Source organism: Pyrococcus woesei (assembly GCF_050496105.1).
In the GTDB taxonomy this organism is placed as follows: Archaea; Methanobacteriota_B; Thermococci; order Thermococcales; family Thermococcaceae; genus Pyrococcus; species Pyrococcus furiosus.
The window spans coordinates 1,812,386-1,826,962 of record NZ_CP179867.1; the positions used below are offsets into that span (position 1 = coordinate 1,812,386).

Consider the following 14,577-nt stretch of genomic DNA (forward strand, 5'->3'; position numbering starts at 1 on the left):
ATGAAAATTGTATATGGAGTTATTGGCTTAATCCTCATTTACATTTACGTTTCCGTAGTTTCACTTTTATTTAGTGGTATAGATAGAAAGCTTGTAGCTAGAATGCAGAGGAGAATAGGGCCTCCAATTTTACAGCCCTTCTATGACTTTCTTAAGCTCATGAGCAAGGAAACAATAATACCTAAGACAGCAAACTTCATGTTTAAGGCAGCTCCAATTTTAATGCTTGCGACAGTAATAGCACTTTTAGCCTACACCCCTCTAGGATTTCCACCAATATTTGGGACAAAGGGAGATATAATAGTCTTCATATATCTTTTGACCTTAGCTGACTTCTTCTTAGTTGTGGGTGTCATGAGCTCAGGGAGTCCCTACGGAAGAATAGGTGCCGCAAGAGGGATCGCACTATTAGTGTCAAGAGAGCCAGCGATGATGCTTGGAGTATTTGCGGTAATGTGGGCGATATCAAAACTTGGTGTTGAAAAACCCTTCAGCTTATCGAGCCTATATGAACACACCATATGGGATTTTGGTCCAGTCGCTTGGGTCGCTGGAGTTGTATTAATATACGTCTTCATGGCTTGGCTAGCCAGCGAGATAGAGGTTGGGTTCTTTAACATACCAGAGGCAGAACAAGAAATTGCAGAGGGGACTTTAGTAGAGTACAGTGGAAGATACCTGGGCATAATAAAACTTGCCGAGTCTATTAAAGAGTTTATAGCGGCTTCACTAGTAGTTGCAGTTTTATTCCCATGGCAACTTAACATCCCAGGTGTTCAGGGATACCTAATAAACCTCTTGCTCCACACGCTAAAGGTGTTCATCGTTCTTCTAGTCTCCAAGACGATATTCAGAACTATAACAGGCAGACTGAAGATCAGCCAAGCAGTAAATCTCCTCTGGACTAGGGTGTTTACCGCGAGTGTTATTGGTGCTCTACTTCTTGCATTGGGGGTGATGCTATGATTAGACTTCCGCTCCTCCCAACCGTAATTAAAAACCTCTTCAAGAAACCTGCAACTAATCCTTTCCCAAAGACTGAACCAGTTCCAGTTCCTGAGGATTTCAGAGGAAAGCTAGTATACAATGTGGATAAGTGTGTAGGATGTAGGATGTGTGTAACAGTTTGTCCTGCAGGAGTCTTTGTTTATCTCCCAGAAATAAGAAAGGTCACTCTATGGATAGGAAGATGTGTCATGTGTAAGCAGTGTGTTGATGTCTGCCCAACGGCGGCTCTTCAAATGAGCGATGAATTCCTACTGGCCAGCTACGACAAATATGATGCCAAGCTTATCTACCTAACCCCAGAAGAAGCAGAAGATATTAAGAAAAAGCTAGAAGAAGCGAATAAGGCAAAGGCTGAAAAGCAAGCTTCTAAGTGACACCCCTTTTTTACTATTTTTCAGATCACCGGTCCTCATCACCGCTCAGATCAGGGAGTTCTCATCATCTCATCGTTGGTTTTTTATACCCACTTCTTGATATCTCTTTTGATGTTCAACATAATAGTTAGAGCTAGGAAAGATGCCAAGGCAATACAATACATAAATGAAAGAAACTATGGAGGATGGTTCAAAGTTTCAAGTTTAGGGGGAGGAAGAAAATTTGAAGAAGTAGTAGATAATCTAAGAGAGGCCCTGGAAAGCTCATACATCCCAATTCTTCTCTTTGGGGAAAAAGAAAAAGAGCTTGCTGAAGATGTGAGTAGAGAAATTAAAGGACCATACTACACTAGGATTCTTAGGACGAAGAGAGTTAGAAACATGAGAGTTGATGAACTATATGAGAACATAGAAGAAATTAAGGCAAGATTTAGGTTGGGTGTGTCCTGGGTAAATAACGGTTACCTCTTTGATCCTCAAAACACAATGGGAATAGAACTTCATCCAGACTATGACATCTACTTTGCCTTTGGCAAGGGATTTAGAAGGAACATGATAAAGCTATTGGGTGTAGACCCAGGGGACTTTGCATTAGTGCTGAGAAAGACAATGAACAGGGAAGAATATTATTCAGGGCCAAACAAGATTGCAGAAATCGAGAAAGTTATTGGAAAACCAACAGATGTAAAGTGGAGAATCCCCGCAGTCATGCCAGTATCATTAGAAGATTCCCTTACCCTGAACGTGGAATACATAGAGGCATTTGAGAAAGCCAGCATGGAGTTCCTTTCAAAGTTTCAAGATAAGGATGTAATTGTTCCATGGAGTGGAGGAAAAGATTCAACAGCTGCTCTAATTCTTGCAAGTAAGGTGTTTGACGATGTTACTGCAGTCTATGTAAAGATGGAATATGAAATGCCTCTAACTGATGAATACATTGAAAAGGTAGCCAAAAAGCTGGGGATAAATCTCATTGAAACAAAAGTTCCAATGCCAATAGAAAAGTTTGGATTGCCCACCCACTCAAACAGATGGTGTACTAAAATGAAAGTTGAGGCCCTATATAATGCAGTGGCAGAGTTCAGGGATCCCGTGTTAGTGGTGGGAGATAGAGACTCGGAAAGTGCAAGAAGAAGATTAAAGCCTCCAGTAATTGAGAGAAAAACTCCAGTTGGAAACATTCTGGAAATCATGCCCATAAAGTTCTGGAGCGGTGCAATGGTTCAGCTCTATATACTCATGAACAAACTCGAATTACATCCCCTATACTGCGAAGGTTTTTATAGGCTAGGATGCACAGTTTGTCCAAGCTTAGCTCACTGGGAAATAATTCTCCTCAAAGAGCTAAACTTCTTGCCAAAAATTATGGAAAAGAAATTAAAAGAATTAGAATCTGCGTCTAAAGACGAGGCCTAGAAGGGACAATGCAACTAGCACCCCAGGACCACAAATTTGTTCTGTAGTTGTAGTAGTTTGTTGAGTAGTGGTGGTTTGAGTGGATGTTGAAGTGGTGGTAGATGTTGTTATAATCTCCGTTTCTGTTGAAACTTCAGTGTTCTCTTGAGACTTCCAGCTTACGAAAATCATTGCTGTTTCCCTAGCGTATTGATAGAATATCATTGCTGTTATAAGATCTTCTAAATCTCCTTTAGCTTCATAGCTTTCAGCAAATTCATAATAGGCCATTGAAAGTAGAGGAATTGTTCCACCTGACTGTGCTAAGGCAATGGCACCCTTAGCGCTTTCTTTGATGTCTTCAAGCTTTTCCTTAAGGACCGTCACATTGTCAATTCCAATTGTGTCAAGAATTACTTCTCCCCTAATTCTCGCCTCCATGGCAGAGAACAAAGCCGCAGAGTACTTTCCATCTTCATAGTAGGCTTCTCCTTTGTTGAGAGTGTCTACAAGATCTTGAAGATTTTGCTCTCCAAACATTGAAGTGATGTAAGTGACTATTAATCGTGCATTGTCCAATTGAGTTCTTGCCGCTTTCTTTATAGCTTCCCTCGATATTTCTTCTCCTCTTCCATATTTTTCTCCTAACTCGGCCCAAAGTTCAGCTGTTCTGGCCCTTTCATAAGAGTATGCCGCATCACCTATTGCATTCCAGTAATCTTGGTTATAATAAGAAATTTGAGCTTCTTTTAGATATTCCTTAGCCTCTTCGATTCTCGTTTCCGCTGCAGCTACCGCCTGAAGCATTGTTACTCCTCTAATTGTGAGGTTTGAAATATAACTTTCGATTCTGTCAATCTCATCCTTAACTTCAGAGAATATGTCTTCAATGTCTTTTCCTTCATAGAGGTCTATATACCAATCAACATGTCTAATGACAATCCTAGCTTGAAAGCTGAGACTCATGGCGGTGTAATATTTTCCACTGTCGAGAGCATTCTTAGCGTTATCTAACGTTGATTTGGCATTGTCTAAAGCAGCCTTTAAATAACTATATGTAGTGTACCCCACTTCACTATTCTTTAGTTTATTGCTAATTGTATTGTAATATTGGAGGGTTTCTTCATAATCACTTTTTGCTTCTCCCTCTAAGAAAGAAGTGCTTATAACAACATTTTGTGGAGGTTGAGGCTTTTCAAGCTTGTGCCCAGTAAAGTAGTACACTGCCTCATAAATATCGCTGATTTCAATTACTTTTAATCCCCATCTCTCCTGGGCATATTCCACAACATCTACCTTTCTTTGAGTAGTTGTTATCTGAGTAATAGGCCCAATCTGCTTTTTCTGGGTCTCTGTGACAACTTGGATTCTTTGACCCTTTGGAATTAGAAAAATCTTTGCACCAGCCTGATGAGCGGCAGAGGCTTTTTCTAAAATTCCACCCACTGGTCCTATGCTCCCGTCAGGATTTATCATTCCAGTCATCATCACATCACTTCTAACATCCCACCCCATTAGTGCTGCAATTATTCCTACAGTCATTGTTCCTCCTGCAGAAGGCCCTCCAATTATTGGAGAGTCTGCTCTAACCTGGATGAAGACGTCGTACTTGCTCATATCCTTTCCAGTCACAACTCCTGCAATCTCTGCAGCTAACCTTGCAGAGGCCTGCATATCCACTTCCGTCAATGGCCAAGTTTCAACGTATACATGGCCACTTCCAGGAGCTACTGTTATGACAAATTCAGTTGGTACTCCAATCATTTCCCCGGTTGAGGTCATGGAAACTGCTGGTGCTTTGAGAACAACTGTTCTTCCTAGAGAAGGACACTGAGCCGTTGTGGGAAGAGCAAGTAGCGTAAGAACTATTAAAAAAGATAGTATTTTTCCTCTCATTAGGATTTCACCCTATGATAAAATAAGGAAAAAAGTTTATACGGATTTCGTGCCTAAACTTTTGGAAGGAAATGTTCAGCTAAGTCCCCAGCTATTGGGAACTTAAACCTTTCTCCTTGATAGGCTTTGACAATACCCACTATCCAAGCCACTATTGCTACAATCTTAATCACAAAATCAAAAACAAAACCAAATATGGGAATCCAGCCAAGAAGGAGATCTAGAGCTAGAAGTCCTAAAAATGTAACCGTTGACTGCATGGCGTGAAATCTCACAAACTCACTCTCCTTTTCTAAAATCAACAACACTATTCCACTGATAAATGCCCCTGCATATGCTAGAGCTGCTTCAACATTTTCGTTTAAGCCAAGAGATGTATTTCCGCTTTCCATTATTTCCACCTCTTTCTAGAATAAAAGCAAAGGTTAATTAAACTTTCGACAATTAATCTTTGAGGGAAGAAAAATGCTTCACCACGTCAAGCTAATCTACGCCACAAAAAGTCGAAAGCTAGTTGGAAAAAAGATAGTTCTCGCAATCCCAGGGAGTATTGCAGCTGTGGAATGTGTAAAGCTTGCTAGGGAACTAATTAGGCATGGGGCCGAAGTTCATGCAGTGATGAGTGAGGCAGCCACCAAGATAATTCATCCTTATGCAATGGAATTTGCCACGGGAAATCCAGTCATAACTGAGATCACTGGATTTATCGAGCATGTTGAGTTAGCAGGGGAACATGAGAATAAAGCAGATTTAATTTTGGTTTGTCCTGCCACTGCCAACACAATTAGTAAGATTGCATGTGGAATAGATGATACTCCAGTAACTACAGTCGTGACCACAGCATTTCCCCACATTCCAATTATGATAGCCCCAGCAATGCATGAGACAATGTACAGGCATCCCATAGTAAGGGAGAACATTGAAAGGTTAAAGAAGCTTGGCGTTGAGTTTATAGGACCAAGAATTGAGGAGGGAAAGGCAAAAGTTGCAAGCATTGATGAAATAGTTTACAGAGTTATTAAAAAGCTCCACAAAAAAACATTGGAAGGGAAGAGAGTCCTAGTAACGGCGGGAGCAACAAGAGAGTACATAGATCCAATAAGATTCATAACAAATGCCAGCAGTGGAAAAATGGGAGTAGCGTTGGCTGAAGAAGCAGATTTTAGAGGAGCTGAGGTTACCCTCATAAGAACAAAGGGAAGTGTAAAGAGCTTTGTAGAAAATCAAATTGAAGTTGAGACAGTGGAAGAAATGCTTTCAGCGATTGAAAATGAGTTGAGGAGTAAAAAGTATGACGTAGTTATTATGGCAGCTGCTGTAAGCGATTTTAGGCCAAAAATTAAAGCAGAGGGAAAAATTAAAAGCGATAGATCAATAACGATAGAGCTCGTTCCAAATCCCAAAATCATTGATAGAATAAAGGAAATTCAACCAAATGTCTTTCTTGTTGGATTTAAAGCAGAAACTTCAAAAGAAAAGCTTATAGAAGAAGGTAAAAGGCAGATTGAGAGGGCCAAGGCTGACTTAGTCGTTGGTAACACATTGGAAGCCTTTGGAAGCGAGGAAAACCAAGTAGTATTAATTGGCAGAGATTTCACAAAAGAACTTCCAAAAATGAAAAAGAGAGAGTTAGCAGAGAGAATTTGGGATGAGATAGAGAAATTACTGTCCTGATTCCTTCTTTTCTTCCTCTTGCTGTTTTGTTGTGGGCTGGGGTTTTACTGGAGGCTTAAGTCCATAACCAAGTATTTTGAATTTGAATGTGGTGCCATCTCTTAGGTAGTAGGTTACTTCCTTTGTCTCTTTGTTGAACTCTATCTTTTCAACTGGGAACTTATAATCTTTGAATTTTTCTTGAATTTCCTTGAACTTTTCCGGTTCTATTGGAACCCAATCATAAAGCAACAACTCTTCTTCTCTCCAAGTTGTGGTGAGCATGTAAGTCTCTATGAACCCTAGAGCTCCAGTTGGGCAAACATCTACACAGAACTGGCAGAATGTACATCTACCATAGTCTATCTTTGGATGTGGCCTCTTCTCTCCCTCTATCCAAGTCATCTCTATTGCCCTAGCAGGACATATCTGGCCACACATATTACATCCAATGCACTTCTTCCAGTCCAAGGTATGAAATCCTCTATACCTTGGAGCTGGCTCTATAAATTCATAGGGAATCTTTATAGTGACAGGTTTCTTGAAGAGATATTTCAGCCCAAACCAAGGCTTGAGGAATGAAGGTTTTTTCTTTACCTTCTCCTCGGGAGCTATTCTAAATGTTACCTCCTCCATTTTCCTCACCTATCAATGTCTGGAGGACAATTATCAAGACTCATTAATATTGCAGGGACATCAGCTAATCTCGCTCCGACTAAAAGTTGCTCAAGAACTCTTACACCATGAGCAATGCTAGGGCCTCTTATGTGCACCCTATATGGCTTATGTCCCCCATCGCTAACAACGTATGCTCCAAAATCACCCTTTGTTGCCTCAACATGAGCAAAGGCCTCGCCTGGCGGGACTTTAAACCTTGGAAGGTTCTTCAGTTTTGGATCTTGAACCTTGTAAGGCCCACTTGGTGGTCCCATATCGAGGAGCTGCTCAATTATGTAGAGATCTTGCTCAAGCTCATATCTTCTAACTAAAACTCTTGCAAGTGCATCCCCTTCCTTCAACACTGGAATTTCAAAGTCAAGCTCAGGATACAAAAGGTATGGATCAGATTTTCTAACGTCGTAGGCAACTCCAGTTGCCCTTAGGTTTGGCCCCGTTACCCCCTCTTCTAGTGCAAACTTCTTGTCCATTACTCCAATTCCCTCAAGCCTCTTGTAAGTTATGTAGTTCTCGAAGAGGACATTATCAAAGTCTTTAAGCTTATCTTTGAGGTATTCCACTGTATCTCTAACCTGTCTTAACCACTTGTCCCCTGGGATATCCCTTCTTACTCCTCCTGGGATTGTATAAATGTGGTAAACTCTTGCTCCTGTCAATTGCTCAAATAATGCCATAAACCTCTCTCTGTAAGCAGCAGCCCATTGCCCAGCTGTGTAGACACCTAGCTTAAAGCTCAAACCCATTATCCAGAAGAGGTATGCTGTTACTCTAGCCATCTCTAACACAAGAGTTCTAATCCACTGGGCTCTCTCTGGCACTTCCCATCCAATTATTTCATCCACTGCCATTGAGTATATTGCCTCCGGAACGTCGGGCTCTGGGACACAAATTCTAAGAAGGAGAGCTATGTTAGTATACCAAGGCCTATACTCAGCCAACTTTTCGAAACCTCTGTGAAGGAACCCAGGATTAGCTATAGCCTTTACAACTCTGTTCCCATCCATCTTTAAGATGATACTAAAGTTTTCAGTTGCCATGTGTTGAGGTCCAAAGAACAACTCATAGGTATCTTTATCAATTGGATACAGCTCCATTCCATTTTGTCTCGCTTCCCTAATGAGTTCTTCTTGACTAACCATAATTCTCACCTCAGATCACATACTTATCCTTATCCTCGTCGAATCTATCAAGAATCTTATACTTCTTCTTCACATAGGCAAGCATGTCAAAGTCCTTTCTGTGGGGGTATAGTCCTCTCTCTGGATCATCTAATATCCAAGGCATCTCCATTTTTTCATTCCCCTCAAAGTAAACTCCGAAAAAGTCATGAACGTCTCTCTCATATGTTTCAGCTGCTGGATAAATATCCTTAACAGTTGGCATTCTAGCTTTATCTAAATCTCTGGGAATTCTTGTCTTTACCATGGCATGAGTTCCCAACTCAACGTTAATTAAGTGATAAACAAGCTCTATTTCCCCCTCCTTTGGCCAGTCAACTGCGGTTATCTGAAGCATTAATGGGAAGTTCGACTCCTTCATAATCCTAAGGAAGTCTCTAATCTTATCTGCTGGAACTCTAAATTCTAGCCTTCTTTCTCTCCTTACTTTTCCTTCTGCGTATGGAGCTTTCTCTAGTATCTGCTTGACAATCTCTTCTCCCTTTTCCCACGTCATTCTTTAACCTCCTTCCTCTTATCCATTAACCATGGAATCCATTTTCTAGCTTCTTTCTCTCTCCATCCCTCTCCCAATAGCTCATCCTGATTCTTTCTATACCACTCGTAGTTTTCCTTGTACCTCTTCCATCCATCAGCTTCTCCGTTCTCAATCATTTCCATTAGCTTCTTTATTCCATCCATTACAGCCTCGGGTCTTGGCATACATCCAGCTATATATACGTCAACGGGGATGTACTTGTCAAGTTGTTTTATTGCATTATAAGCGTCCCAGTATATTCCACCGTTAATTGGACAAGAGCCGTGAGCTAGAACGTACTTGGGATCGGGAGCCATTTCATAGGTTATAATTATTCTCTTTAGAGTCTTTGGAGTTACATAACCCGTTATTAGGAAGAGGTCATACTGTCTTGGGCTGGGATCTGGCATTATACCGAATCTCTCTAAGTCATATCTAGCGGTCATTAGTGGAGGCATCTCTATTCCACCACATCCGGTACAAAATGCAACAATCCAAAGACTCTTTTTTCTGGCCCAATTAAATAATGGCTCAAATAACCTCCAATCAACCATTCCCCTCACCTCACAAGCTAGCCATTATGGCTCCAATTGCAGCTATTATTGTTGGCCACTTCCAATAGAATTTCGCCGCTTGGTCAATTGTGAATCTTGGGAATATCGCCCCTACAAATATCGCTATTAGCAATACTGCAATCTGCTTAACCAGTAAAACTGCTAAGCTTGCAAGTGTGTTTAGGAGTGGACTGCCGAATGCTGTGACTACACCTCCTCCAAGGAATATGTTTGAAAAGAATAGTGTCTCCGCGAACAGTGCCATTGCGTGCTGAATCTGAAGCATTCCCATGTGTTTTCCTCCAAACTCCACCATCGGACCTAATGAGATCTCTCCAGGGGCAATCATGATGTCAAATGGTTCCTTTCCAAACATCGCTTGAAGAACAATGTCATAAGCTATTGCAGCCAATAGCAATGGTAGGTGGAATATGCTCCATCCCATCTTTTGTTGAGCCATGACTATTTCGTAAGTGCTGAATGTTCCATAGTACTCAGCTACGGCAATTATAGCGAGTCCTAATGGAACTTGGATTGCTAAGAGTGTTAATAGAGCTCTCTGTGCACCTATCCCAGCATAAGGATTGCCAGAACTCATTGCAGCAAACATTATACCAAGCATTGGAATTTCTAAGAGAAAAGTTACTAGGATTAGATCTCCATACGCTCTAAGAACGCTTATTGGCCCTAATGGGATGAACATCAGGGCGAGTATAGTGGCTCCAACAGCATATATAATTCCAAAGTCGTAAATTAGACCATGAGTTATGTTCTCCTTCTTTCCAAAGAACTTAAGGGTATCAATGATTGGCTGGTAAATTGGTGGGCCTATTCTCCTGTGTATTCTGGCGGTTACTTTCCTTATGATTCCCATGAATATGAACCCAACAAACGTTGCATAAATAATGATTAAGAGAGCCCTAAGGAAAACCCCAATCATCTGTCACACCCCCATAGCTACCAATATTAGGAGGATTATTGCTAAGTACCACGCATATGCCTGAATGTTTCCATTATACACATAACTCCTCGCCAAATCCGCTAACTCTTCAATCGCCTTCCATATGTCATGATATAACCTGTCAAAGCTCATTTTAAGCCAGAACGCCATTGCTTCCTTGAGTGGCAAGAAGAAGTTCCTTCTTATGGTTAGGTTGTACTCCATTGTCACTGGGTTACCAGACTGGTAAGTGTCGGTGACTGGAACTTTTCTAACCCCTGCTCCCATGAAGTAAAGTATTGCTGCAATTATTAGTCCAATGACGAGCCATATTGAGAGTAGTAATCCGTTGTACCTTCCAAAGCCCAAGTCAAGCTCCCAGATTGTTCCTCCGATCGGAGGATTGCTGAATAGTTTGTTGAGCTCTCTAGCCACAAGTCCCGGAGCAACACCAAAGATAACATTCAGGATTGCGAGTATCCCCATTCCTATTGCAAGAGGAAGTGGTGCATCTTTAACATCTTCTAGGTCGCTAGGCCTCTGGCCAAACCAAACAGCATATGTGAATCTTATAAGGTAGACGAAACCTATCGCACTTCCGAAGAAGACCATTGCGCCTAAAATCGGTAAGTTTCTGCTTATAACTGCTTCAAATATAAGCCACTTGCTTGCAAATCCAGCCATTGGAGGAATTCCAGCTAGGCTTAATATTGCGACGAAAGCCATTGCAAAGGTTATGGGCATCTTTTCTGCCAATCCGCCATAATCTTTGAATTCTGTCTTTCCAGTTCTGTAAATTATAGTAGCAACTATGAGGAAGAACAATCCCTTGAAGAGAGCATGGCTTATTGCGTGGTATGTTGCAGCTGCTATTCCTAGGGGAGTTCCTATTCCTAATCCTATTAATATGTAACCAATCTGGCTAATACTGGAGTATGCAAAGAGCTTCCTTATATCCTCCTGCAAAGCTGCTAAAATTCCACCAACCATTATCGTCAATCCACCAAGGAAAGCAATAATGTAGCCAAATGTTGGTGCACTTCTCACATTGCCCAAAGTTATTGCTAGTTTACCATACATTAGAAGATACAGCAAGAAGAATCCGTAAACTCCAGTCTTGCTGAGAACTCCACTGAACATTGCAGTATAACTTTGGTTTGTCTCACTGTATGCATCGGGAGCCCAGACATGAAGCGGAAACATTCCAGCCTTAACACCAAAGGCCACTAGGAACAGAGCGTAGATTAGGAGAGTTTCAGTCTTGGTAAAGACTCCTCCTCCACCCATCATTCCCATCATTGCATCCTGCCTAAATATTGCTGAAATTTCTGGGAAGCTGAGACTTCCCGTCTTGGCGTAGATTATTCCTATAGCCAATAACATTGCATAAGCACCGGCAATGCTCAGCACGAAATACTTTAGTGAAGCATGCCTATTGTACTTAAATACCATCATAAAGCTGGCAAATGTCATTATTTCCCAGGAGAGGAAGAATACGACAAAGTCATTTGCCAAGAACACGCCTAGTGCCCCTGCTAGGCTCATTAGAGCAAAGAGCCATTCATTGCTGTCCTTTGCTGTTGATACTAATCCTAGGACTGCAGAAAGGCCGACAACTGCTGCTATCATGGCAAATATCCAAGATATGTGACTGAGAGCTAAGGTTAGCTCGAAGCCTCCAACGTTCAAGGAATACCTAATGGGCTCACCCTCTAGAGCAGGATAGAGTTTTATTAGGAAATATAAGGGGATAGCTGAGGAAACTACACCAATCGCTTCTCTAATTCCTTTCACTCTAATTAGCCATGCCAATGCTCCACCTATGAGGGGTGATAATAGGATTATAGGAAGCTCGTTCATAGTTTCACCCCCGGAAGTACATTTGCAACATATTTACTAACCTCCACAATATCGCTTCCAGCCTTCGTCACCAAGTTCCAGAATGGCGTTGGATACACTCCTATGACTATGATGAGCATCGCCAATAGTAAGAGGACAATTGCAATAGCCCCCTCGGGAATTCTTTCCCCACTCTTTCCTTTGAACCACATTGTGTGAATTAACCTGAAGTAATAAACTGCCTCTACTACGCTAGCGAAGAGAACCAAAGCCACAGGCCACAGGTTTCCTTCATGGGCTGCTGCAAGGATAATTCTAAGTTTACTCCAGAACACGTTGAACAATGGAACTCCTACGGTGGCTATTCCTCCAATGGTTAGTGACAAGGACGTTAATGGCATTCTTTTGCCCAAACCCTCGAAGTTTTCAATCATTGTTCCACCCAAGGTAATTCCCACATATCCAATGGCCATGAACATCATTGTCTTTACTATGGCGTGGTTAAGCATGTGAAATACTCCAGCACTAACTCCCTCTTGAGTTCCCAGGGAAAGGGCAAGTGCTATTAAGCCTACTTGGCCTATACTTGAGTATGCAATCATTCTCTTTACGTTCTTCTGCCTCAAGGCTGATAGTTCGGCAAATACAACCGTCAACGTTGCCATTGCAATTAATAGCTTAGTTAGAGAAGACCAGCCAGAAACATCTTTGAACAAGTAGAGGATTCTGGCCATTGCATATAGGCCCGCTTTAACTACAAAGGCTGAAAACATTACGGTAATTGGGTGAGGAGCTGCTTGATAGGCATCTGGTGCCCAAGCATTCAGTGGGAAGAGTTCTGCCTCGACTGCCAATCCAAAGATTATCAAAGCCAATCCTACCTGAACAACTGTCGGGTTAATGTCATTAGCAAGCATTGCCAGGTGGGCCATGTTTAACGTTCCTGTTGCTCCATAGATGAGGGCTACACCTACCAAGAAGAAGCTTGAACCAATTCCTCCCAGGACTATGTATTTCATAGATGCCTCTGCAGCTTCGCCAGTCTTGTTATACGCAGTTAGTGCATAAGCGGAAATGGCTGTAATCTCCATGAAGACAAAGAGGTTAAAGATATCTCCTGTAGCGATCATCCCTGTAGCTCCCAGGAGTAAAAGTAGGAAGAGCATTGCATACTTGTCAATTGGCTCAACAGTTACTGCTTTAAAGTTGAAGAGGGCCATTAGAAAGCTCACTACCGCAATTACTAATATGAACAACGCCGCAAAGTGACCTATGTATAGGTTAATCCCAATTGGAGGTTTCCATCCACCAGCATAGATTATAATTGGTTTTCCTGTTGAGTAAACTTGAACAAAGGCCCAGCTAGCAATTAATGTCTGGAGCAAAGTTATTATGACGAGGAATGGCTTAATTAGAGACTTTCCTATCTGCTTTAATACGGGAACGAAGAATGCACTGATGAGAGGAAGAGCTATCAACAAAGCTGCAACCTGGCTCATCCTCTCAACCTCCTTATCTCTTCTATGTTGAGGGTTCCATACTTTTCATACAATAGAATAGCAACGCTAAGGGCCATTGCAGTGGTTGCAACACCAATGACTATTGCCGTTAGGACTAATGCTTGAGGAATAGGATCAACTGCATTGCTAGCTGTTACACCCTCACTTAGAATTGGCGCAGATTTTCCAGAAACGTATCCAATGCTGATGAGTAGAAGATTAACTCCGGTCTCCATGATACTCAGGCCTATAAGGATTTTTAGCAGGTTCTTCTTAACTAGCACGGCATAGAGACCGATGAGAATGAGGCTTATTGCACCGAAATAGTAAGAGGAGATCATTCTTTCACCTCCTCCTTGAGCATGTTGTCCACGATTCCACTGAGCTCCGTTCCCACCTTTATGCCAATCAAAGTGTAAATTATTGGTATGAATCCTCCGCTGAAGAGTCTACCTATGTTCTCATGTCCCCATCCCCATGTTTGCCAAATCCAATCAAAGAGGAAGTATCCACCTATTGCCAGACCTATTAGTCCTGTAATAACATAGCCCATTCCTGCGAGTCCTTCTGTGACTTCAAAGCCCCTGTGTGGGATCTCATAGATTGTGAAAGCCAGATACATCAACAGGAATGCCGTAGCTATTGTAGCTCCTCCTGGGAATCCTCCACCCGGGGTGAGGTGACCATGAATGAAAATGTACATTCCAAATAACGCTATGAATGGAAATAACAGCCTAGCTCCCGTCGTTAAGACCACAGAACCTTCCGTCTTCGCTGTTCTTTCCCTCTTCTTCTTCCACAATAAGGCCGCAACTCCAGTAGAAGCTATGAACAAAACAGTTACTTCACCTAGGGTATCAAGTCCTCTGTAGTTAACCACAACTGCGGTTACGGCATTAACGGCACCAGTCTCTTCTTTTACATGCTCAAGGTAGTACTTGCCAACAACCATCTTATCCTGGCCAAAAGGAACGTCTGCTAAACCTTGGGCAAGCCAATAACCAATTACAAGGATCGTGAGTATTGCGAGAACTCTCTTGAGCATA

At 41.9% G+C, this 14,577-nt stretch carries 15 protein-coding genes and 1 other RNA gene; 4 read left to right on the forward strand and 12 right to left on the reverse strand.

Annotated elements, in window-relative coordinates; all coding sequences use genetic code 11:
• Positions 1-966 (forward strand): respiratory chain complex I subunit 1 family protein, encoded by a 966-nt coding sequence (locus ACMFNG_RS10055; protein ID WP_011012582.1) that lies wholly within the window; start codon positions 1-3, stop codon positions 964-966.
• Complete coding sequence (locus tag ACMFNG_RS10060) at positions 963-1,382, forward strand: 4Fe-4S dicluster domain-containing protein (protein ID WP_011012583.1); 420 nt, start codon at positions 963-965, stop codon at positions 1,380-1,382. Before ACMFNG_RS10055 ends, ACMFNG_RS10060 begins: the two co-directional genes overlap by 4 nt.
• Positions 1,383-1,399: 17 nt before the next feature.
• Here ACMFNG_RS10060 and ACMFNG_RS10065 read toward each other — a convergent pair.
• Positions 1,400-1,454, reverse strand: an RNA gene (locus tag ACMFNG_RS10065) — C/D box small nucleolar RNA.
• Positions 1,455-1,493: 39 nt separating this feature from the next.
• Between ACMFNG_RS10065 and ACMFNG_RS10070 the strand changes: the two genes are divergently transcribed.
• Positions 1,494-2,798: a phosphoadenosine phosphosulfate reductase family protein gene (locus ACMFNG_RS10070; RefSeq protein WP_011012584.1), complete on the forward strand. Its 1,305-nt coding sequence runs from the start codon at positions 1,494-1,496 to the stop codon at positions 2,796-2,798.
• On the opposite strand, the gene ACMFNG_RS10075 is transcribed toward ACMFNG_RS10070, so the two are convergent.
• Together ACMFNG_RS10075 and ACMFNG_RS10080 are read right to left on the reverse strand one after the other, a co-directional pair.
• Entirely contained in the window at positions 2,769-4,673 is a 1,905-nt protein-coding gene (locus ACMFNG_RS10075) for a S16 family serine protease (RefSeq protein WP_011012585.1), read from the reverse strand. The two genes, ACMFNG_RS10070 and ACMFNG_RS10075, sit on opposite strands and share 30 nt — an antisense overlap.
• Positions 4,674-4,726: 53 nt before the next feature.
• Positions 4,727-5,065: a DUF4870 domain-containing protein gene (locus ACMFNG_RS10080; RefSeq protein ID WP_014835412.1), complete on the reverse strand. Its 339-nt coding sequence runs from the start codon at positions 5,063-5,065 to the stop codon at positions 4,727-4,729.
• Positions 5,066-5,138: 73 nt separating this feature from the next.
• Between ACMFNG_RS10080 and coaBC the strand changes: the two genes are divergently transcribed.
• Positions 5,139-6,347, forward strand: coding sequence for a bifunctional phosphopantothenoylcysteine decarboxylase/phosphopantothenate--cysteine ligase CoaBC (coaBC, locus tag ACMFNG_RS10085; RefSeq protein ID WP_011012587.1), 1,209 nt, complete (start codon positions 5,139-5,141; stop codon positions 6,345-6,347).
• On the opposite strand, the gene nuoI is transcribed toward coaBC, so the two are convergent.
• Genes nuoI through ACMFNG_RS10130 form a run of 9 tightly spaced genes read right to left on the reverse strand, consistent with a single transcriptional unit; the run spans position 6,336 to position 14,576 of the window.
• Positions 6,336-6,962 (reverse strand): NADH-quinone oxidoreductase subunit NuoI, encoded by a 627-nt coding sequence (gene nuoI, locus ACMFNG_RS10090; protein WP_011012588.1) that lies wholly within the window; start codon positions 6,960-6,962, stop codon positions 6,336-6,338. The two genes, coaBC and nuoI, sit on opposite strands and share 12 nt — an antisense overlap.
• A gap of 5 nt (positions 6,963-6,967) precedes the next feature.
• Positions 6,968-8,143, reverse strand: coding sequence for an NADH-quinone oxidoreductase subunit D (locus tag ACMFNG_RS10095; protein WP_011012589.1), 1,176 nt, complete (start codon positions 8,141-8,143; stop codon positions 6,968-6,970).
• 10 nt (positions 8,144-8,153) lie between these two features.
• Positions 8,154-8,678, reverse strand: a complete 525-nt coding sequence (locus tag ACMFNG_RS10100; RefSeq protein WP_011012590.1) for an NADH-quinone oxidoreductase subunit C — start codon at positions 8,676-8,678, stop codon at positions 8,154-8,156.
• Positions 8,675-9,253, reverse strand: a complete 579-nt coding sequence (locus ACMFNG_RS10105; RefSeq protein WP_011012591.1) for a NuoB/complex I 20 kDa subunit family protein — start codon at positions 9,251-9,253, stop codon at positions 8,675-8,677. Before ACMFNG_RS10105 ends, ACMFNG_RS10100 begins: the two co-directional genes overlap by 4 nt.
• Positions 9,254-9,263: 10 nt before the next feature.
• Positions 9,264-10,193 carry a respiratory chain complex I subunit 1 family protein gene (locus ACMFNG_RS10110; protein ID WP_011012592.1) on the reverse strand — a complete coding sequence of 310 codons (930 nt, stop codon included), beginning with the start codon at positions 10,191-10,193 and terminating at the stop codon, positions 9,264-9,266.
• Between the two features lie 3 nt (positions 10,194-10,196).
• The gene (locus tag ACMFNG_RS10115) at positions 10,197-12,053 is read right to left on the reverse strand and encodes a proton-conducting transporter membrane subunit (RefSeq protein ID WP_011012593.1); all 1,857 of its coding nucleotides are present in this window, start codon (positions 12,051-12,053) and stop codon (positions 10,197-10,199) included.
• Positions 12,050-13,531 (reverse strand): proton-conducting transporter membrane subunit, encoded by a 1,482-nt coding sequence (locus ACMFNG_RS10120; protein WP_011012594.1) that lies wholly within the window; start codon positions 13,529-13,531, stop codon positions 12,050-12,052. The genes ACMFNG_RS10115 and ACMFNG_RS10120 overlap by 4 nt, the downstream gene beginning before the upstream one ends.
• Complete coding sequence (locus ACMFNG_RS10125) at positions 13,528-13,872, reverse strand: NADH-quinone oxidoreductase subunit K (RefSeq protein WP_011012595.1); 345 nt, start codon at positions 13,870-13,872, stop codon at positions 13,528-13,530. Before ACMFNG_RS10125 ends, ACMFNG_RS10120 begins: the two co-directional genes overlap by 4 nt.
• On the reverse strand, positions 13,869-14,576 hold the full coding sequence (locus ACMFNG_RS10130) for a Na(+)/H(+) antiporter subunit B (RefSeq protein ID WP_014835415.1): 708 nt from the start codon (positions 14,574-14,576) through the stop codon (positions 13,869-13,871). The genes ACMFNG_RS10125 and ACMFNG_RS10130 overlap by 4 nt, the downstream gene beginning before the upstream one ends.
• Position 14,577: the final 1 nt, after the last annotated feature.

Coding starts and splice junctions, on each gene's coding strand:
- ACMFNG_RS10055 (WP_011012582.1), top strand. CDS start 1: ATGAAAATTGTATATGGAGTTATTGGCTTAATCCTCATTTACATTTAC.
- ACMFNG_RS10060 (WP_011012583.1), top strand. CDS start 963: ATGATTAGACTTCCGCTCCTCCCAACCGTAATTAAAAACCTCTTCAAG.
- ACMFNG_RS10070 (WP_011012584.1), top strand. CDS start 1,494: ATGTTCAACATAATAGTTAGAGCTAGGAAAGATGCCAAGGCAATACAA.
- ACMFNG_RS10075 (WP_011012585.1), bottom strand. CDS start 4,673: ATGAGAGGAAAAATACTATCTTTTTTAATAGTTCTTACGCTACTTGCT.
- ACMFNG_RS10080 (WP_014835412.1), bottom strand. CDS start 5,065: ATGGAAAGCGGAAATACATCTCTTGGCTTAAACGAAAATGTTGAAGCA.
- coaBC (WP_011012587.1), top strand. CDS start 5,139: ATGCTTCACCACGTCAAGCTAATCTACGCCACAAAAAGTCGAAAGCTA.
- nuoI (WP_011012588.1), bottom strand. CDS start 6,962: ATGGAGGAGGTAACATTTAGAATAGCTCCCGAGGAGAAGGTAAAGAAA.
- ACMFNG_RS10095 (WP_011012589.1), bottom strand. CDS start 8,143: ATGGTTAGTCAAGAAGAACTCATTAGGGAAGCGAGACAAAATGGAATG.
- ACMFNG_RS10100 (WP_011012590.1), bottom strand. CDS start 8,678: ATGACGTGGGAAAAGGGAGAAGAGATTGTCAAGCAGATACTAGAGAAA.
- ACMFNG_RS10105 (WP_011012591.1), bottom strand. CDS start 9,253: ATGGTTGATTGGAGGTTATTTGAGCCATTATTTAATTGGGCCAGAAAA.
- ACMFNG_RS10110 (WP_011012592.1), bottom strand. CDS start 10,193: ATGATTGGGGTTTTCCTTAGGGCTCTCTTAATCATTATTTATGCAACG.
- ACMFNG_RS10115 (WP_011012593.1), bottom strand. CDS start 12,053: ATGAACGAGCTTCCTATAATCCTATTATCACCCCTCATAGGTGGAGCA.
- ACMFNG_RS10120 (WP_011012594.1), bottom strand. CDS start 13,531: ATGAGCCAGGTTGCAGCTTTGTTGATAGCTCTTCCTCTCATCAGTGCA.
- ACMFNG_RS10125 (WP_011012595.1), bottom strand. CDS start 13,872: ATGATCTCCTCTTACTATTTCGGTGCAATAAGCCTCATTCTCATCGGT.
- ACMFNG_RS10130 (WP_014835415.1), bottom strand. CDS start 14,576: ATGCTCAAGAGAGTTCTCGCAATACTCACGATCCTTGTAATTGGTTAT.